This window comes from Streptomyces sp. NPDC037083, assembly GCF_055606485.1.
In genome coordinates this window covers 178701-196968 of record NZ_JBVJSQ010000006.1, presented here as the reverse complement: position 1 = coordinate 196968, position 18268 = coordinate 178701, and the positions used below count along the sequence as shown (strand labels likewise).

The window sequence follows — 18268 nt, the reverse complement described above, 5'->3', positions numbered from 1 at the left end:
ATTCGTACAGCCGCTCACCAATCGGGACACAAGGATGCGTCCGGGACCCTGCGCAACGGCCCTGCAGCATACGGAGAGTCATCTGTCGACCCTCGACCGGGTGGGGAACCTCACATACTGAAACAGGGTTCGGACAGGGCGGAATTAGGCCCCGCGGAGAGGCCGGTGAAGATCGGAATTCCACCGCGGGTACGCCCGCCGAATTCCCCGCTATCGCAGTTCACGCTCGGTGAACGCCTCTGGCATTTCCGTCATCGGCCGATCGCCAATGATCGGCGCGGCGATCATCGGAGCGGGATCAGGCCACGCAGAAAAGTCAGGTCGACCTGTTCCAGCGAGGAGACGACGGTGCGCCGCGCGGACGGCGTGATGGGCGCCACGGAGGGCACGGCCACCACGTGGCAGCCCGCCGCCTCCGCCGAGGCGACGCCGGTCGCGGTGTCCTCGATGACGGCGCACCGGGCGGGGTCCACACCGAGGCCCGCGGCCGCGAACAGGTAGGGGTCGGGGTGGGGCTTGGTGCGCGCGACCTCGTCGCCGGCCACGGTGAGCCGGAAGTTCTCGGCGCCGAGCGCGGTCAGGACACGGTCGATGATGCGCCGGTGGGAGGCCGACACGAGTGCCGTGGCGACCTCGTGCTCGGCCAGTTCGGCCAGCAGCCGGGCGGCTCCCGGCATCAGGGGCAGGTGGCGGGTGATGCGGTCCTCGAACCCCGCGTTGAGCAGGACGGTGAGTTCGTCGAGCGTGATGTCGGCTCCGGTCGCCTCGATCAGGAACCCGGCGCTGCGACTCATGGGGCCGCCGACCACGACATGGCGCCATGAGTCGTCGAGGGGGTGGCCGAGGCCGGCGAAGACCTCGACCTCGACGTCCCACCAGAAGCCCTCGGTGTCCACCAGAGTGCCGTCCATGTCGAGGAGCACGGCCTGCAGGGCGGAGCCCTCGGCCGTGCGGGTCACTGGCGCGGGAACCGTGCTGGTCATCCGCGTACCTCCTTGAGGGACGAGCAGGCCGGTTCCCGCTGGGGGAACCGGCCTGCAGTGGACCGACCAGTGTACGACTTATCGGATCAGTGTGCTCGGTGGCGCGCCTGTGACGGCCGCGGGTCACCGTGCGTTGAAGTACTTCGCCTCGGGGTGGTGGATCACGATGGCGTCGGTGGACTGCTCGGGGTGGAGCTGGAACTCCTCCGACAGGTGCACGCCGATCCGCTCGGGCTGGAGCATCTCGGCGATCTTGGCGCGGTCCTCGAGGTCGGGGCAGGCGCCATAACCGAGGGAGAAGCGGGCGCCGCGGTACTTCAGGGCGAACATGTCCTCGATGCCGGCCGGGTCCTCGCCGCCGAAACCGAGCTCCGAACGCACGCGCGCGTGCCAGTACTCGGCGAGGGCCTCCGCCAACTGCACGGACAGACCGTGCAGTTCGAGGTAGTCGCGGTAGGCGTTCGCCTCGAAGAGCTTGGCCGTCTCCTCCCCGATCCGCGAGCCGACGGTGACCACCTGGAAGCCGACGACGTCCGTCTCGCCCGACTCCTCCGGGCGGAAGAAGTCGGCCAGACACAGGCGGCGTCCGCGGCGCTGGCGCGGGAAGGTGAACCGGGTGCGTTCGTTGCCCCGTTCGTCCAGGATGATCAGGTCGTCGTCCTTGGACACGCAGGGGAAGTAGCCGTAGACCACGGCGGCTTCGAGGAGGTTGTCGGTCTGGAGGCGGTCCAGCAGACCGCGCAGCCGGGGCCGGCCCTCGGTCTCGACGAGTTCGTCGTAGGTCGGTCCTTCGCCGGTTCGGGCCTGCTTGAGTCCCCACTGGCCCTTGAAGAGGGCGCCTTCGTCGAGCCAGGAGGCGTACTCCTTGAGCTGGATGCCCTTGATGACCCGCGTGCCCTCGAACGGCGGGGTGGGGACGGGGTTGTCGGTGGCCACGTCGGAGCGGACGTGGCCCTCCTGCGGCCGCTCCTCGACCTCGACGGCGGCGGCCGCGCGGACCCGGCGCTGCTTGAGCTCCGGCAGCTTCGCCCCGGGCACGCCCCGCTTGACGCCGATCAGGGCGTCCATGAGGCGCAGGCCCTCGAAGGCGTCGCGGGCGTAGCGGACCTCGCCCTCGTAGATCTCGTGCAGGTCCTGCTCGACGTAGGCCCGGGTCAGGGCGGCGCCGCCGAGGATGACGGGGAAGTCCGCCGCCAGACCGCGCTGGTTGAGCTCCTCCAGGTTCTCCTTCATGATCACCGTGGACTTCACCAGCAGTCCCGACATGCCGATGACGTCGGCCCGGTGCTCGGCGGCCGCGTCCAGGATGGCCGAGACCGGCTGCTTGATGCCGAGGTTGACGACGTTGTAGCCGTTGTTGGACAGGATGATGTCGACGAGGTTCTTGCCGATGTCGTGGACGTCGCCGCGCACGGTGGCGAGCACGATGGTGCCCTTGCCGTCCGCGTCCGACTTCTCCATGTGCGGCTCCAGATGGGCCACCGCGGCCTTCATGACCTCCGCGGACTGCAGCACGAACGGCAGCTGCATCTGGCCCGAGCCGAACAGCTCGCCGACCACCTTCATGCCGTCCAGGAGCGTGTCGTTGACGATCTCCAGCGCCGGCCGGCCGAGCAGCGCCTCGTCGAGGTCCGCCTCCAGGCCGTTGCGCTCGCCGTCGATGATGCGCCGCTTGAGGCGCTCCTCCAGCGGCAGGGCGGCCAGTTCCTCGGCCCTGCCGGCCTTCAGCGACTTGGCCGTCGCGCCCTCGAACAGCTGCATCAGCTTCTGCAGGGGGTCGTAGCCCTCGCTGCGGCGGTCGTGGATGAGGTCGAGGGCCGTGCGGACCTCCTCCTCGCTGAACCGGGCGATCGGCAGGATCTTCGACGCGTGGACGATCGCGGAGTCCAGGCCCGCCTTGACGCACTCGTCGAGGAAGACCGAGTTCAGCAGGATGCGGGCGGCCGGGTTGAGGCCGAAGGAGATGTTGGACAGGCCGAGGGTGGTCTGGACGTCGGGGTGGCGGCGCTTGAGCTCGCGGATCGCCTCGATGGTGGCGACCCCGTCGCCGCGGGACTCCTCCTGACCGGTGCAGATGGTGAAGGTCAGGGTGTCGATGAGGATGTCCTCCTCGCGGATGCCCCAGTTCCCCGTCAGATCGGCGATGAGCCGCTCGGCGATCTCCACCTTCTTCTCGGGGGTGCGGGCCTGGCCCTCCTCGTCGATGGTCAGCGCGATCAGCGCCGCGCCGTGCTCACGGGCCAGCCGGGTGACCTTGGCGAAGCGCGACTCGGGGCCGTCGCCGTCCTCGTAGTTGACCGAGTTGATCACCGCGCGGCCGCCGAGCTTCTCCAGCCCCGCCCGGATGACGTCCACCTCGGTGGAGTCCAGGACGACCGGCAGGGTGGAGGCGGTGGCGAAACGGCCGGCCAGCTCCTCCATGTCGGCGACGCCGTCGCGGCCCACGTAGTCCACGCACAGGTCCAGCAGGTGCGCGCCCTCGCGGATCTGCTCGCGGGCCATCTCCACGCAGTCGTCCCAACGGCCGGCGAGCATGGCCTCGCGGAACTTCTTCGAGCCGTTGGCGTTGGTGCGCTCGCCGATCGCCAGGTACGAGGTGTCCTGGCGGAACGGCACCGACTGGTAGAGGGAGGCGGCTCCCGGCTCGGGGCGCGGGCTGCGCTGCGCGGGGGTGAGGTCGCGGACCCGCTCGACGACCTGGCGCAGGTGCTCGGGCGTCGTGCCGCAACAGCCGCCCACCAGGGACAGGCCGTAGTCGCGGACGAAGTTCTCCTGGGCGTCGGCGAGCTCCGGCGCGCTGAGCGGGTAGCTCGCGCCGTCCTTGCCCAGCACCGGCAGACCCGCGTTCGGCATGCAGGCCAGCGGGATGCGCGCGTTGCGGGCCAGGTACCGCAGATGCTCGCTCATCTCGGCGGGGCCGGTCGCGCAGTTCATGCCGATCATGTCGATGCCGAGCGGCTCCAGCGCCGTCAGGGCGGCGCCGATCTCCGAGCCCAGGAGCATCGTCCCGGTGGTCTCGACCGTCACCGAGACGATCAGCGGGAGGTCCAGACCGGACAGCTCACGGGCGCGGTGGGCGCCCAGCACGGCCGCCTTGGTCTGGAGCAGGTCCTGGGTGGTCTCGACGATCAGCGCGTCCGCGCCGCCGGCGACGAGGCCCTCGGCGTTGCGCTGGTAGGCGTCGCGCAGGGTGGTGAAGTCGATGTGGCCGAGGGTGGGCAGCTTGGTGCCGGGGCCGATCGAGCCCAGCACCCAGCGGGTGCGTCCGTCGCGGGCGGCGAAGGCGTCGGCGGTCTCACGGGCGATGCGGGCGCCCGCCTCGGACAGCTCGTACACGCGTTCGGGAATGTCGTACTCGGCCATCGCGGAGTGGTTTGCGCCGAACGTGTTGGTTTCCACGCAGTCGACGCCCGCGGCGAAGTACTCCTCGTGCACGGAGCGGACGATGTCCGGCCGGGTGAGGTTGAGGATCTCGTTGCAGCCCTCGAGGTTCTCGAAGTCCTCGAGGGTGGGCTCCTGGGCCTGGAGCATGGTGCCCATGGCTCCGTCGGCCACCACCACACGGGTGGCCAGGGCCTCTCGGAGCGCGGACACACGGGTCCGGCTGTCGGCGGAAGGGGTCGGCGGCACAGAGGCCATGAAAGGGCTCCCTCAGATGCGACGGCTGTCGGCTTTGCGTCACCTCAGGATGCGGGCGATGAGCCTTCCCGAGGAGCGCGCACGCCGTCAGGGTAGCCGGGACGGAGGCCTTATGGTCAGGGGCGTCCACGGGGCGGACGGGCAGGGCGGCCGCCGGACGGGCCTAGGCCGGCGTGGCGGACGGTCGGGCACGGCCGTGCGACGGCCGGGTCGCCGCCGGGAGACGAGTGTCGCAACACGAATCGACCGACCATTAGCGGGAGGTCGGCATGGACCGGTAGTGTTCGACATTGCCGAACGGCGGCAGTTGATGCCGCGCGTTGACGGTCGAAGGGGACGGAGGCAGGACGGCGATGGCACGGAACATCCAGTCGCTCGAACGTGCGGCCGCGATGCTGCGACTGCTCGCGGGCGGCGAGCGGCGGCTGGGCCTGTCGGACATCGCCTCGTCCACGGGCCTGGCCAAGGGCACCGCGCACGGCATCCTGCGCACCCTCCAGCAGGAGGGCTTCGTCGAGCAGGACGACGTCTCCGGGCGCTATCAGCTGGGCGCGGAGCTACTCCGGCTGGGCACCACCTACCTGGACGTGCACGAGCTGCGCGCACGTGCCCTGGTGTGGACGGACGACCTGGCCCGCTCCAGCGGCGAGAGCGTGCACCTGGGGGTCCTGCACCAGCAGGGCGTGCTGATCGTGCACCACGTGTTCCGGCCCGACGACAGCCGGCAGGTGCTGGAGATCGGCGCCATGCAGCCGCTGCACTCCACGGCCCTGGGCAAGGTGCTGTCGGCCTACGACCCGGTGGCGCACAGCGAGGTCCTGGAGGCCGACCGCAAGCCCTTCACGGACCGCACGGTGTGCGAGCTGGAGGCCTTCGAGCAGATCCTCGACCTCACCCGCGCGCGCGGGTACGCCGCCGACGTCGAGGAGACCTGGGAGGGCGTGGCGTCCATCGCCGCGCCCATCCACGACCGCCGGCGCATGCCCGTGGGCGCGGTCGGCGTCACCGGCGCCGTGGAGCGGCTGGGGCGGGACGGCGAGCTGCGCCCCGAGCTGATCGCGGCGGTGCGCGACTGCGCCCGCGCGGTGTCGCGCGATCTGGGCGCCGGGCGCTTCTGAGCCGCCGGGCGGGCCCACGCCTCCGAAAAGCACGTACGACCGAGCCGGGACGGCCCCACGCCGTTCCGGCCTTTTCCATACCCTGCAATACGACCCCGAAGCGGTCATAAAGGGCGAGAGCACGCGCACCGGCGCGAAGATCGATAACTCGCGGCGATCAATAACGATCGCGTTTTCGATAACAGCACTCTTGACGCACACGTAACGACCGGGCAAGACTCCCGTCCATCGGTCGGCATTGTCGAACACCTACCGGCAATACGCGCTAGAGTGTGACAACGCCAAAGGCCGGCATCGCTCTCACCCCCGAGGGCGCTCGAACCCCCGGCGGGACCCGGGGTTCGGCTTCCCTGGACGAAGGACAAAGGAGTCGCGGGTGTCCAGCTCCGACATCTTCATCGGCGAGACCATCGGTACCGCCATACTCATCCTGCTCGGCGGTGGCGTCTGCGCCGCCGTCACGCTGAAGGCCTCCAAGGCTCGCAACGCCGGCTGGCTCGCCATCACCTTCGGGTGGGGTTTCGCCGTTCTGACGGCCGTCTACACCTCGGCGCCCCTCTCCGGCGCCCACCTCAACCCGGCTGTCACCCTCGCACTCGCGATCAAGGACGACGACTGGAGCAACGTTCCGGTCTACTGGGCCGGGCAGCTGCTCGGCGCGGCCATCGGCGCCGCCCTGGTCTGGGTCGCCTACTACGGCCAGTTCCACGCACACCTGACCGACAAGGAGATCGTCGGCGGCCCGGGCGCGCAGGCGACCACGGCCAAGGCCGTCGAGGCGCAGGAGAAGGGCGCCGGCCCGGTCCTGGGCGTCTTCTCCACCGGCCCGGAGATCCGGGTCGCCTGGCAGAACCTCGCCACGGAGATCGTCGGCACCGTCGTACTGGTGCTCGCCGTGCTCACCCAGGGCCTGAACGACAAGGGCAACGGCCTGGGCACCCTGGGCGCCCTGGTCACCGCGCTCGTCGTCGTCTCGATCGGTCTGTCCCTCGGCGGCCCGACCGGCTACGCGATCAACCCGGCCCGTGACCTCGGTCCCCGCATCGTGCACGCCCTCCTCCCCCTGCCCAACAAGGGCGGCTCCGACTGGAGCTACGCCTGGATCCCGGTGGTCGGTCCGCTGATCGGCGGCGCGATCGCTGCAGGCATCTACAACGTCGCTTTTGCTTAAGAGCACCAGCTGCACCGCGTAGTCAGCAGCGCCGTACAGGCAGCCAGTTATCCACGGAAGACCAGGAGTACACAGTGACCGACGCGCACACCGCCGGCCCCTTCATCGCCGCCATCGACCAGGGCACCACCTCTTCCCGCTGCATCGTCTTCGACCGGGACGGCCGGATCGTCTCCGTCGACCAGAAGGAGCACGAGCAGATCTTCCCGAAGCCGGGCTGGGTCGAGCACGACGCCAACGAGATCTGGACCAACGTCCAGGAAGTCGTCGCCGGCGCCATCGAGAAGGCCGGCATCACGCGGGACGACATCAAGGCCATCGGCATCACCAACCAGCGTGAGACGACGCTGCTGTGGGACAAGAACACCGGTGAGCCCGTCCACAACGCCATCGTCTGGCAGGACACCCGCACCGACGCGCTCTGCCGCGAACTCGGCCGCAACGTCGGCCAGGACCGCTTCCGCCGCGAGACGGGCCTGCCGCTGGCCTCCTACTTCGCCGGCCCCAAGGCCCGCTGGCTGCTCGACAACGTCGAGGGCCTGCGGGAGCGCGCCGAGGCGGGCGACATCCTCTTCGGCACCATGGACACCTGGGTCATCTGGAACCTGACCGGCGGCGTCAACGGCGGCAAGCACTACACGGACGTCACCAACGCCTCCCGCACCATGCTGATGAACCTCCACACCCTGGAGTGGGACGACAAGATCGCCGAGTCCATCGGCGTGCCGCTGGCGATGCTCCCCGAGATCCGCTCCTCCGCCGAGGTCTACGGCGAGGTCACCGGCGGCAAGCTGGGCGACCTGCTCGGCGGCATCCCGGTCGCCTCCGCGCTCGGCGACCAGCAGGCGGCGCTGTTCGGCCAGACCTGTTTCGCCGAGGGCGAGGCGAAGTCGACGTACGGCACCGGCACCTTCATGCTGCTGAACACCGGCGAGAAGATCATCAACTCGTACTCCGGCCTGCTGACCACCGTCGGCTACCGCATCGGCGACGACAAGCCGGTCTACGCCCTCGAGGGCTCGATCGCCGTCACCGGTTCGCTGGTGCAGTGGATGCGCGACCAGATGGGCCTGATCTCCACCGCCGCCGAGATCGAGACGCTCGCGCTCTCCGTCGAGGACAACGGCGGCGCCTACTTCGTGCCGGCCTTCTCCGGTCTGTTCGCCCCGTACTGGCGCTCCGACGCCCGCGGTGTGATCGCCGGCCTCACCCGGTACGTGACCAAGGCGCACCTCGCGCGCGCCGTCCTGGAGGCCACGGCCTGGCAGACCCGCGAGATCACCGACGCCATGACGAAGGACTCCGGCGTCGAGCTCGCGGCCCTCAAGGTCGACGGCGGCATGACCTCCAACAACCTGCTGATGCAGACGCTCTCGGACTTCCTGGACGCCCCCGTGGTGCGCCCGATGGTCGCCGAGACCACCTGCCTCGGCGCCGCCTACGCCGCCGGCCTCGCCGTCGGCTTCTGGACCAGCACCGACGACCTGCGCGCCAACTGGCGCCGGGCCGCCGAGTGGACCCCCCGCATGGACGCGGAGACCCGCGACCGTGAGTACAAGAGCTGGCTCAAGGCCGTCGAGCGGACCATGGGCTGGCTCGAGGACGAGGAGTAAGAACCCGAATGACCAGTCAGTCCACCCTGCAGTCCGTGCCTGCCCTGGGGACGCGCCCGGCGTCCGGCTCGAACCCGAGCCGCGCCGAGACCCGGGAGCAGCTCTCCAAGGCGTCGTACGACCTCCTCGTCATCGGCGGCGGCATCCTGGGCATCTCCACCGCCTGGCACGCCGCGCAGTCCGGTCTCAGGGTGGCTCTGGTCGACGCCGGCGACTTCGCCGGCGCCACCTCCTCCGCCTCCTCCAAGCTGCTCCACGGCGGTCTGCGCTACCTGCAGACCGGCGCGGTGAAGCTGGTGGCGGAGAACCACTTCGAGCGCCGTGCGGTCTCCCGCCAGGTGGCCCCCCACCTGGCGAACCCGCTCACGTTCTACCTCCCCGTGTACAAGGGCGGGCCGCACGGCGCGGCGAAGCTCGGGGCGGGCGTCTTCGCCTACTCCGCGCTGTCGGCGTTCGGCGACGGCGTCGGTCACCTGCTCTCGCCGGCCAAGGCCGCGCAGGACGTGCCCGAGCTGCGCACCGACAACCTCAAGGCCGTCGCCGTCTACGGCGACGACCAGATGAACGACGCGCGCATGGCGCTGATGACGGTCCGCGCGGCCGTCGAGGCGGGCGCGGTGGTCCTGAACCACGCGGAGGTCTCCGGCCTGCGCTTCACCAAGGGCCGCGTCACCGGCGCCGAGCTGCGCGACCGGCTCTCCGGGGACGAGTTCGGCGTGAACGCCCGGCTGGTGCTGAACGCGACCGGGCCCTGGGTCGACCACCTGCGCAGGATGGAGGACCCGAACGCGGCGCCGTCCATCCGCCTCTCCAAGGGCGCGCACCTGGTTCTGAAGCGCACCGCCCCCTGGCGGGCCGCGCTCGCCACCCCGATCGACAAGTACCGCATCACCTTCGCCCTCCCGTGGGAGGACATGCTGCTGCTGGGCACCACGGACGAGGAGTTCGAGGGCGACCCGGCGGACGTCTCGGTCACCGAGAAGGACACGGCCCAGATACTCGACGAGGCCGCGTTCTCCATCCGCGACCAACAGCTCGACCGGGACCTGATCACCTACGCCTTCGCGGGTCTGCGGGTGCTGCCGGGCGGTCCCGGCGACACCGCGAAGGCCAAGCGCGAGACCGTGGTCACGGAGGGCCGCGGCGGCATGCTGTCCGTCGCGGGCGGCAAGTGGACGACGTTCCGGCACATCGGCCGTACGGTCATGCAGAAGCTGGAGGCGCTGCCGGGCCACCCGCTGGGCGACGACTTCGAGCCGATCTCCTCGCTGCCGAAGAAGCTGCCGCTGCCCGGCGTCGCCAACCCGCGCGCGGTGGCCCACCGGCTGCTGGTCGACAACCCGGCGCCCGGTCCGCGCATGGCGGCCGACACCGCCCGGCACCTGGCCACCCACTACGGCTCGCTGGCCTTCGACATCGCCCGGCTGGCCAACGAGAACCCGGAGCTGGGCGAGCGCGTCCACGCCGACGCACCCGAGATCTGGGCGCAGGTCGTCTACGCCCGCGACAACGAGTGGGCCGAGACGGCGGACGACGTGCTGCGCCGCCGTACGACGCTGACGATCCGCGGCCTCGCCACGGACGACGTCCGCGCCAAGGTCCAGGACCTGCTCGACAAGAAGTAGGTCCGCCCGCGAGAAGACCCTCCGCCGGCCCCACTCCCCTGACCGGGGCCGGCACCGGGGACGGCCCTCCGTACCGGGGCCGTCACGGGCAAGGGGCGGTTCCACCCCTGTGGAGCCGCCCCTTTCGCCTGTCCGCCCCTCCCGGTCCCGTTGTCGGTGGCGGCTGCTTCCATGGAGCCATGAACATCGATCAGGCGGATCCCGCCGAGCTCGCGGCCCTGCGGAAGGCCTTCGCCGTGGACGACGGCGGGGAGTCGGCGCTCGGCTGGGAGGCGGTGCGCGCCTTCGAGGCCGAACACGGGGTGGTGCTGCCGGAGCCGTACCGCACGTTCGTGGCGGAGGTGACCGACGGGTCGTCCCAGGGCCCGCCCGCGTACGGCCTCATGGGGCTGGCCGAGTTGCCCTCGGACTGGGGCGACGACGGGACGGAACGGGACCTGGCCCAGCCGTTCCCGCTCACGGAGCAGTGGCTCTGGGAGGAGGACGACGGGCCGTACGAGGATCCCGAGGCGGTCATCGAGCGGGTGCACGACCACGGTTCCGTCGTGCTGGGGACTGACGGATGCGCCATGAACTGGCATCTCGTCGTGACCGGACCCCAGCGGGGGCGGATATGGCTGGTGACCGACGTCGGCGCCATGCCGTTCGGCGCCGGGTCGGGCCACACGACCTCCGCCCCCGGCTTCGCCGGCTGGGTCGCGCACTGGGCGGCCGGCAAGGAGTGGTTCGACGCGCTGTGAGGGGGGTCAGCCGAGCGACTCCACGACCGCCCGTACGGCCCCGACGTCCTTCAGCTCCTCGCGCCGCACGATCAGTTCGCGTCCCAGGAGCAGTGCGCGGCGCGAGGCCGGCACCGGGTCGGGCAGGGTCGTCAGGTCGGTGAGGTGGGCGAAGCCGATGATGCGGCGGACGATCTCGGTGCCGCGTCGCGCTGCACGGCGGCCTCCGTCAGGACGGCGTCGAGTCCCTCGGCGAAGCGGGTCATGACCCGGTCCACGCACACCATGAGGTTCACGGTCGTGGGCCGTGCCTCGCGGAGGCGGGCCACGGCCGCGCGCACCTCGCCCTCGGACCAGCCCTCGCGCTCGCCCTGGAGGAGGGCGATCGCGACACCGTACGCACCGGCCGCGCCGATCGCGGGGGCTCCGCGCACGACGAGTCGCCGGATGGCGTCGATCAGGCTGTCCACATCGCGGACATCGACCGTCTCGGTGCGGTGCGGCAGCAGCGTCTGATCGATGAGCGCCAGCCCTTTTCCGGTCCAGTCGACAGCGCGCAGTTCCTGGGACATAGCGGATATTCCTGGTGTTCCGTGGTCTCCGCCACGGTACCCGACCTGGCCGAACCGAAGTTCGACACCCTTCGAGCGGATGTCCGGAAACAGGCACCGCACACCGCATATTCGTCCAGATGACGAGACGGTAACCTGCCTGGAGGCAGTACTGCGATCTGGCCCCATAATGGCGCTGAGACATCCGATGTCTTAGTGATGAACCAGAGGAGGCCGGACATGGCAGTCACCGACGAGGCGATCGAGCGGATCAAGGGCATGATCGTCTCGGGTGCGCTGCGCCCCGGGGACAGGCTGCCCAAGGAGAGCGAGCTGGCCGCCGACCTCGGCCTGTCGCGCAACTCCCTGCGCGAGGCGGTGCGGGCCCTGTCGCTGATCAGGATCCTGGACGTGCGCCAGGGCGACGGCACCTATGTCACCAGCCTCGATCCGCAACTGCTCCTCGAGGCGCTGAGCTTCGTCGTCGACTTCCACCGCGACGACACGGTCCTGGAGTTCCTGGCCGTGCGCCGCATCCTGGAGCCGGCCGCGACGGCGATGGCCGCGCTGCGCGTCAGCGAGCAGCAACTGGACGCACTGGAAGCCCAGTTGGACAAGCTCGGCGCCAGCCCCTCGGTGGAGGAACTGGTCGCCTCCGACCTGGAGTTCCACCGGGGCATCGTGCAGAGCGCCGGGAACTCGGTGCTGTGCTCGCTGCTCGACGGGCTGTCCGGGCCCACCACCCGGGCCCGGATCTGGCGCGGCCTGACGCAGGAGGACGCGGTCACCGGCACCCTGCGCGAGCACCGGGCCATCCTCGCCGCGCTGCGCGACCGGGACGCCGAGGCGGCACGGTCGTGGGCGACGGTGCACATCGCGAGCGTCGAGCAGTGGCTGCGGTCCTCGCTGTAGACCGTCTTCCGATCTGTCGGCAGATCCGATCACCGAGGGGTGTTCCGGGGTGGCGAACGGGGCAGTGATCCGGTCACTCCCCCGTGCATGGGGGCTGCGGGCGCCCCCGCAGAACGCCGTAAGGTTGGGTGGTCAAGCGAGGGCACGTCGGAAGGAGGCGCTGGGTGATCGAGCTCGAGGGGGTTCCCGAGCTGATCGACCCGGTCATGGTGGCCGCGTTCGAGGGCTGGAACGATGCCGGCGACGCCGCCTCCACCGCGGTCGCGCACCTGGAGCGGGAGTGGAAGGGCGAGGTGTTCGCGGCGCTGGACGCCGAGGACTACTACGACTTCCAGGTGAACCGTCCCACGGTGTGGATGGACGCCGGCGTCCGCAAGATCACGTGGCCCACGACAAGGTTGTCGGTCGTCCGGGTCGGCGGTGACAAGCCACGCGACCTGGTGCTCGTACGCGGTATCGAACCGTCCATGCGCTGGCGCTCGTTCTGCAACGAACTGCTGGGCTTCGCCCACGAGCTGGGCGTGGAGCTGGTGGTCGTCCTGGGCGCGCTGCTCGGCGACACCCCGCACACGCGTCCGGTTCCGATCAGCGGGACCACCTCCGACGCGGATCTGGCGCAGCGGATGGACCTGGAGGAGACCAAGTACGAGGGCCCCACGGGCATCGTCGGAGTCCTGCAGGAGGCCTGCACCCACGCGGGCGTGCCCGCCGTCAGCCTCTGGGCGGCCGTACCGCACTACGTCTCGCAGCCGCCGAACCCGAAGGCGACGCTGGCCCTCCTCAACCGCCTGGAGGACCTGATCGACGTGCGCATCCCGCTGGGCGAGCTGCCCGAGGACGCGCGTGCCTGGCAGGTGGGCGTGGACCAGCTGGCCGCCGAGGACACCGAGGTCGCCGAGTACGTGCAGACGCTGGAGGAGGCGCGGGACACCGCGGAACTGCCCGAGGCGTCGGGCGAGGCCATCGCCCGTGAGTTCGAGCGCTACCTGCGCAGGCGGGACGGCGGCGGTCCGCCCGACCCCGGGGAGCGCACCCGGCCCCCGAAGCCGCCGAAGCCGACCGGGGACGCCTCCGACGACAGCGACGCGTCCGAGGACTGAGCGGACCGGGCGGAGACGACCGGGCGGAGACGGACCGGACGGACCGGACGGACGACGACAGGGCCGGCGCCACCGGGGAGGGACCGCACGGCTGGGACCGCACGGGAGCGCCGGCGCCACGGGACCGCGGGGGCGGTGCGCCGGTGCGCACCGCCCCTGTCTCACACCTGGTCCACGGCCACCACGTCGTAGTCCGTGTCGGGGGTGGGCTCGACGTCGAAGCGGGCGTTGGGCAGGTAGAGGCGGTCGCCCCAGGCCGCGACCGTCGTCGGGATGCGGAAGCGCGGATCGGTGATCCGGGTGATGGCGGTGCCCCGGGTGCCCGCGGCGTTCAACCGGAAGACGTCGATCGCGTTCTGCCGTTGCTGGACCGCGTAGAGGGTCCTGCCGAGCAGCAGCAGGCCGTCCCCGTTGGGCAGCCGTGCGGCGCCCAGGTCCACCGCGCGGGCGGTTCCGGTGCGCGGGTCGACCCGCATGAGGCCGCCGCCGTCGGCGACGGCGTTGACCACGAGCAGGGCGCTGCCGTCGGGCGTGCGCTCGATGCCGTTGGCGGTGAAGTCCTCGCCCTGGACCCAGTCGCCGCCCAGCGGCACGGTCTCCACGGCCACGGGGGCGCCGTGCCGGCCCAGGACCAGCTTGTACAGCTGCGCCTTGAAGGAGTCGGTGAACCAGGCGGCGCCCGGGGTGAGGATCACGTCGTTCACGAAGGCGCCGCCGGTGGCGTACACGTCCTGGGTCCGGCCTGTTCGAGCGTCTGCGGTGCGGATCTCGCCACTGGCGCCCCCGGCGAGGAGGAGCCGCCCGTGCCGGTCGATCTTCAGGCCGACCGTGGGATGTCCGACGCCGAGGCCCGGCACGACGACGGATCCGCGGCCGGTGGCCAGACTCGCCCGGAAGACGGCGCCGTCGGCCAGGGAGCCGAAGTAGGCGAAGGGGCCGGCTCCGATGGCGACGCCCTCGGGCTGGAAGCCGTCGGGGAGGGCAAAGCGGGCCGGCCACTGCCTCGAGCGCGCCGGGGCGGCCTGGGCCGCGCCGGTCCCTCCCAGCAGGGCCGCGCCGGACAGCGCGAGGGTGGTGGTGAGGAGCCTTCGGCGGGCTAAGAAGCCGTCTGCGGATGTCATGGATACGTCCTTCCGGAGGGCCGGCGGTGGCCGGCGGAACGGTCGGCGAGCCCTCACACCCCATCACATGGCCCGTGCCGCCGCAGCCTTGATTCCCGGTACGGCGAAGGGGCGCCCTCCGACCGCGGAGGGCGCCCCTGTCGTGACGTGTGCCGATGCTCGTGACGTGTACCCGATGTCCCTACAGCGCGACGCCGAGCAGCGCGTCCACGGCCCGCGAGACGACGCCGGGTGCGCCGATGTCGGTACCGCCCCGCTCCTGCTGGAGCGCGGCCCAGCGGTCGACGGCGGCGAGTGCGGCGGGGGCGTCGAGGTCGTTCGCGAGTGCCTCGCGCACCTCCTCGACCAGCGCGTCGGCGGGCGGTCCGTCGGGGCGGGAGACGGCGGCGCGCCAGCGGCCCAGCCGGGCCTCGGCGTCCGCCAGCACCTGGTCGGTCCACTCCCAGTCGGCGCGGTAGTGGTGGGCGAGGAGGGTGAGCCTGATGGCGGCGGGGTCGACGCCGTCCTGGCGCAGCTTGGAGACGAAGACGAGGTTGCCCTTGGACTTGGACATCTTCTCGCCGCCGAGGCCGACCATGCCGGCGTGGACGTACGCCTTGGCCATGGGGAACTCGCCGGTGAGCGCCTGGGCGTGGGAGGCGCCCATCTCGTGGTGCGGGAAGGCGAGGTCGGACCCGCCGCCCTGGACGTCGAACCCCATCCCGAGGTGGTCAAGGGCGATGGCCACGCACTCGATGTGCCAGCCGGGCCGGCCGCGGCCGAGGGAGGCGCCGTCCCAGCTGGGCTCGCCGTCGCGGGCGGCCATCCACAGCATGGGGTCCAGCGGGTTCTTCTTGCCCGGGCGGTCCGGGTCGCCGCCGCGCTCGGCGGACAGCAGCCGCATGGCCGCGGCGTCGAGGCCGGAGACCTTGCCGAAGTGCGGGTCGGACTCGACGGAGAAGTAGACGTCGCCTTCGAGTTCGTAGGCGGCGCCCGCGTCCCGCAGGCGTTCGACGAGCGGGACGATGCCGGGTATCGCCTCGACGGCGCCTATGTAGTGCTGCGGCGGGAGCATCCGCAGGGCCGTCATGTCCTCGCGGAAGAGGGCCGTCTCCTTCTCGGCGAGGGCGACCCAGTCGACGCCGTCGCGCTCGGCCCGCTCCAGGAGCGGGTCGTCGACGTCGGTCACGTTCTGGACGTACTGAACCTGCCGCTTGGTGTCGAGCCACACGCGCTGAACCAGGTCGAACGCGTTGTAGGTCGCCGCGTGACCCATGTGGGTCGCGTCGTACGGCGTGATGCCGCAGACGTAGATACGGGCGACAGGACCGGGGTCGAGGGAGACCGGACCGCCGGTCGCGGTGTCGTGGATCCTCAGGTCGCGGCCCTGACCAGGCAGGGCGGGGACCTCGGAAGCGGGCCAGGCATGCATGTCATGAGCGTAACCGGACGGAACTTGGCTGTACGAACCGGAGCGGGCCGGATGGCCGGTAAGGCGCTCTTGCGAGGTTCGCGCCGGTGTGCCCTCAGGCTCTATACCGGCGGCCAGGGGATCGCCGGCCACTCGCCGCTCGGCTCCGGGTGCCTGCCGGACTCCAGCAGCGCCCCGGTACGCGCGCGCGTGGCGTCGAGTTCGGCGGGGGTGACGAGCGCGGCCAGGACGGCGGCCAGCCGCCCGCCGGGCTCCAGGGCGCCCCTGAGGCCCTCGAGGACCTCGACGGCCTCTCCGGTCAGGGGCTCCCCCGCCCAGCCCCACAGGAGCGTCCGCAGCTTGTTCTCGGCGTTGAAGGTCACGCCGTGGTCGATGCCGTACAGGCGGCCGTCGGCGGTGGGCAGCAGGTGGCCGCCCTTGCGGTCGGCGTTGTTGATCACCGCGTCGAGGACGGCGAGCCGGCGCAGGCGTTCGTCGTCGGCGTGCACCAGCAGCGCGGTGCGGCCCTCGCCGACCTCGGCGAACCCGATCGCCTTCCAGCCCGGCTCGGGCTCCTCGCCGTCCACCAGGGCGAGCAGCTCCGACTCCGGGGTCGTCTCGATCCACAGCTGGCACATGCCCTCGCCGTACGGCCCCTCCCGCAGCACGGTGGGCGGGACGAGGCCCCAGCCGGTCGCCTCGGAGACCTCGTAGGCGGCGACCTCCCGCTGGGCGAGGGTGCCGTCGGGGAAGTCCCACAGGGGTCTCTCCCCCGCGACGGGCTTGTAGACGCAGGCGGCCTCGCGGCCCTCGTACGCGACCGTGCAGTACAGCGCCGCGTTCGAGGCCTCGCGGATGCGTCCGCGGACGGTGAGCTCGCCCTGGGCGAGGAGCTCGGCGAAGGCCGGGTCGGTGGTCGTCACGCCCCCCGGCGGTATCCGTTCTGGCGCGGACATACGTGTCCCTCCGGATCGAGCGGCAGGCTGCACAGCGGGCACGGCGGGCGGCCCGCGTTGACGACGTCCAGGGCGCGCTTGGCGAAGGCTCTCGCCTGCGCGCCGGTGAGCCGGACCCGCAGCATCGGGGGCCCGTTCTCCTCGTCCTGGAGGAGTCTCTCCTCGGCCTCGGCGAGGTCCTCCTCGGAGTCCGCCTCGAGCTCCACGAGAGCCTGCGCCTCGACGATCATGCGCTGTTCCTCGCCGTCCCAGGCGAGGGCCATCGTGCCGACCCGGAACTCCTCCTCGATCGGGGTGTCGAGGGGGGCGGTGTCGGTGTTCTCGGCGGGCGAGACGGCGGGCACCAGGGCGCTTCCGCCGCTACGGCGTACGACCTCGTCCAGCAGTTCGTCCATGCGCTCGGCGAGCGCGGCGACCTGGGTCTTCTCCAGGGCCACGCTGGTCACCCGACCGCCGGCGGTGGCCTGGAGGAAGAAGGTGCGGCGCCCGGGCAGTCCGACCGTACCGGCCACGAAGCGGTCCGGGGGGTCGTAGAGGAACACCTGACGGGACACGTCCTGTCTCCATGGGAATCGTGGGTCATCGTGGTGCGGGGGACGAGTGGGGGAACGTCCCTGCGGGTACGCGCGCGTTTGCGGACCGCTTCACCCTACTGCGGCCGACGATCACGGTGCGCCTGCACCACCCCCGACCGTGGCCTCCCCGGTCGGCGGCTCCTCGCGCGGCGCGAGGGACGCGAGGTCGCCGGTGTCGCCGAGGCGCACGAGAAAAGGGCGCAGCCGGGTGTAACGGATCGCGGTGATGGAACAAGGCTCCACAGAGATCCGCTGGAAGAGGTCGAGATGAAGTCCGAGCGCGTCCGCGACGAGCGACTTGATGATGTCGCCGTGGGAGCACATGAGATAGACGGCGTCGGCGCCGTGGTCGCGCTCCACGCGCGCGTTCCACTCCCGCACCGCCTCGGCGGCGCGGGTCTGCATGGCCCGCATCGACTCGCCGCCCGGGAAGGCGGCCGCGGAGGGGTGCGACTGCACGACCTCCATCAGCGGTTCGTCCATCAGCTCGGCGAGCTTGCGGCCGGACCAGTCGCCGTAGTGGCACTCGCCGATCCGCTCGTCGGTGTGCGCGCGCAGGCCGGGGCGGGCGTCGAGGAGCGGGCGGACCGTCTCCTGGCAGCGTTGCAGGGGGCTCGTGACGACCTCGGCGATCGGCAGTGCGTCGAGCCGTCCGGGCAGCGCGGCGGCCTGTGCAGCTCCGCGCTCGTCGAGGGCGACGCCGGGCGTCCAGCCGGCGAGCACTGCGGAGGTGTTGGCGGTGGACCGGCCGTGCCGGACGAGGATCAACGTGGGCATGCGGCCCAGAGTAGGCGC

General features: G+C 71.3%; 14 protein-coding genes and 2 pseudogenes. 7 read left to right on the top strand and 9 right to left on the bottom strand.

Going from position 1 to position 18268, the window contains the following annotated elements; all coding sequences use genetic code 11:
* Window positions 1-284 precede the first annotated feature (284 nt).
* Both ACZ7DE_RS18305 and metH read right to left on the bottom strand, forming a co-directional pair.
* The gene (locus tag ACZ7DE_RS18305; protein ID WP_470762354.1) at window positions 285-983 is read right to left on the bottom strand and encodes an HAD family hydrolase; all 699 of its coding nucleotides are present in this window, start codon (window positions 981-983) and stop codon (window positions 285-287) included.
* Between the two features lie 123 nt (window positions 984-1106).
* A complete protein-coding gene (gene metH / locus ACZ7DE_RS18300) occupies window positions 1107-4622 on the bottom strand; it encodes a methionine synthase (protein ID WP_470762353.1) in 3516 nt (1171 codons plus the stop codon).
* A 353-nt stretch (window positions 4623-4975) separates the two neighbouring features.
* Between metH and ACZ7DE_RS18295 the strand changes: the two genes are divergently transcribed.
* The 5 genes from ACZ7DE_RS18295 to ACZ7DE_RS18275 all read left to right on the top strand — a co-directional run bounded on the left by ACZ7DE_RS18295 (window position 4976) and on the right by ACZ7DE_RS18275 (window position 10889).
* On the top strand, window positions 4976-5740 hold the full coding sequence (locus ACZ7DE_RS18295; protein ID WP_470762351.1) for an IclR family transcriptional regulator: 765 nt from the start codon (window positions 4976-4978) through the stop codon (window positions 5738-5740).
* A gap of 376 nt (window positions 5741-6116) precedes the next feature.
* Window positions 6117-6911, top strand: a complete 795-nt coding sequence (locus tag ACZ7DE_RS18290) for an MIP/aquaporin family protein (protein ID WP_470762349.1) — start codon at window positions 6117-6119, stop codon at window positions 6909-6911.
* A gap of 74 nt (window positions 6912-6985) precedes the next feature.
* Complete coding sequence (glpK, locus tag ACZ7DE_RS18285; RefSeq protein ID WP_470762347.1) at window positions 6986-8524, top strand: glycerol kinase GlpK; 1539 nt, start codon at window positions 6986-6988, stop codon at window positions 8522-8524.
* An 8-nt stretch (window positions 8525-8532) separates the two neighbouring features.
* Entirely contained in the window at window positions 8533-10149 is a 1617-nt protein-coding gene (locus ACZ7DE_RS18280; protein WP_470762345.1) for a glycerol-3-phosphate dehydrogenase/oxidase, read from the top strand.
* 179 nt (window positions 10150-10328) lie between these two features.
* Window positions 10329-10889, top strand: coding sequence for an SMI1/KNR4 family protein (locus ACZ7DE_RS18275; RefSeq protein WP_470762343.1), 561 nt, complete (start codon window positions 10329-10331; stop codon window positions 10887-10889).
* Between the two features lie 6 nt (window positions 10890-10895).
* On the opposite strand, the pseudogene ACZ7DE_RS18270 reads toward ACZ7DE_RS18275, so the two are convergent.
* A pseudogene (locus ACZ7DE_RS18270) lies at window positions 10896-11072 on the bottom strand (S-methyl-5-thioribose kinase); the annotation flags it as partial.
* A 2-nt stretch (window positions 11073-11074) separates the two neighbouring features.
* Window positions 11075-11440, bottom strand: a pseudogene (locus ACZ7DE_RS18265) (S-methyl-5-thioribose-1-phosphate isomerase); the annotation flags it as partial.
* Window positions 11441-11659: 219 nt separating this feature from the next.
* On the opposite strand from ACZ7DE_RS18265, the gene ACZ7DE_RS18260 reads away from it, so the two are divergent.
* Both ACZ7DE_RS18260 and ACZ7DE_RS18255 read left to right on the top strand, forming a co-directional pair.
* Window positions 11660-12331: a FadR/GntR family transcriptional regulator gene (locus ACZ7DE_RS18260; protein ID WP_470762341.1), complete on the top strand. Its 672-nt coding sequence runs from the start codon at window positions 11660-11662 to the stop codon at window positions 12329-12331.
* 164 nt (window positions 12332-12495) lie between these two features.
* Window positions 12496-13431 (top strand): PAC2 family protein, encoded by a 936-nt coding sequence (locus ACZ7DE_RS18255; protein WP_470762339.1) that lies wholly within the window; start codon window positions 12496-12498, stop codon window positions 13429-13431.
* Between the two features lie 161 nt (window positions 13432-13592).
* On the opposite strand, the gene ACZ7DE_RS18250 is transcribed toward ACZ7DE_RS18255, so the two are convergent.
* The 5 genes from ACZ7DE_RS18250 to ACZ7DE_RS18230 form a co-directional block, all read right to left on the bottom strand.
* Window positions 13593-14552: an SMP-30/gluconolactonase/LRE family protein gene (locus ACZ7DE_RS18250; RefSeq protein ID WP_470762337.1), complete on the bottom strand. Its 960-nt coding sequence runs from the start codon at window positions 14550-14552 to the stop codon at window positions 13593-13595.
* Window positions 14553-14733: 181 nt separating this feature from the next.
* Entirely contained in the window at window positions 14734-15963 is a 1230-nt protein-coding gene (mshC, locus tag ACZ7DE_RS18245) for a cysteine--1-D-myo-inosityl 2-amino-2-deoxy-alpha-D-glucopyranoside ligase (protein WP_470762335.1), read from the bottom strand.
* A gap of 101 nt (window positions 15964-16064) precedes the next feature.
* Window positions 16065-16898 (bottom strand): SCO1664 family protein, encoded by an 834-nt coding sequence (locus ACZ7DE_RS18240; protein ID WP_470762333.1) that lies wholly within the window; start codon window positions 16896-16898, stop codon window positions 16065-16067.
* Complete coding sequence (locus ACZ7DE_RS18235) at window positions 16862-17452, bottom strand: DUF3090 domain-containing protein (RefSeq protein WP_470762331.1); 591 nt, start codon at window positions 17450-17452, stop codon at window positions 16862-16864. Before ACZ7DE_RS18235 ends, ACZ7DE_RS18240 begins: the two co-directional genes overlap by 37 nt.
* A gap of 111 nt (window positions 17453-17563) precedes the next feature.
* Window positions 17564-18250, bottom strand: coding sequence for a histidine phosphatase family protein (locus ACZ7DE_RS18230; RefSeq protein WP_470762329.1), 687 nt, complete (start codon window positions 18248-18250; stop codon window positions 17564-17566).
* Window positions 18251-18268: the final 18 nt, after the last annotated feature.

Coding starts and splice junctions, on each gene's coding strand:
- ACZ7DE_RS18250 (WP_470762337.1), bottom strand. CDS start 14,552: ATGACATCCGCAGACGGCTTCTTAGCCCGCCGAAGGCTCCTCACCACC.
- mshC (WP_470762335.1), bottom strand. CDS start 15,963: ATGCATGCCTGGCCCGCTTCCGAGGTCCCCGCCCTGCCTGGTCAGGGC.
- ACZ7DE_RS18305 (WP_470762354.1), bottom strand. CDS start 983: ATGACCAGCACGGTTCCCGCGCCAGTGACCCGCACGGCCGAGGGCTCC.
- ACZ7DE_RS18240 (WP_470762333.1), bottom strand. CDS start 16,898: ATGTCCGCGCCAGAACGGATACCGCCGGGGGGCGTGACGACCACCGAC.
- ACZ7DE_RS18260 (WP_470762341.1), top strand. CDS start 11,660: ATGGCAGTCACCGACGAGGCGATCGAGCGGATCAAGGGCATGATCGTC.
- ACZ7DE_RS18280 (WP_470762345.1), top strand. CDS start 8,533: ATGACCAGTCAGTCCACCCTGCAGTCCGTGCCTGCCCTGGGGACGCGC.
- ACZ7DE_RS18295 (WP_470762351.1), top strand. CDS start 4,976: ATGGCACGGAACATCCAGTCGCTCGAACGTGCGGCCGCGATGCTGCGA.
- ACZ7DE_RS18275 (WP_470762343.1), top strand. CDS start 10,329: ATGAACATCGATCAGGCGGATCCCGCCGAGCTCGCGGCCCTGCGGAAG.
- ACZ7DE_RS18230 (WP_470762329.1), bottom strand. CDS start 18,250: ATGCCCACGTTGATCCTCGTCCGGCACGGCCGGTCCACCGCCAACACC.
- metH (WP_470762353.1), bottom strand. CDS start 4,622: ATGGCCTCTGTGCCGCCGACCCCTTCCGCCGACAGCCGGACCCGTGTG.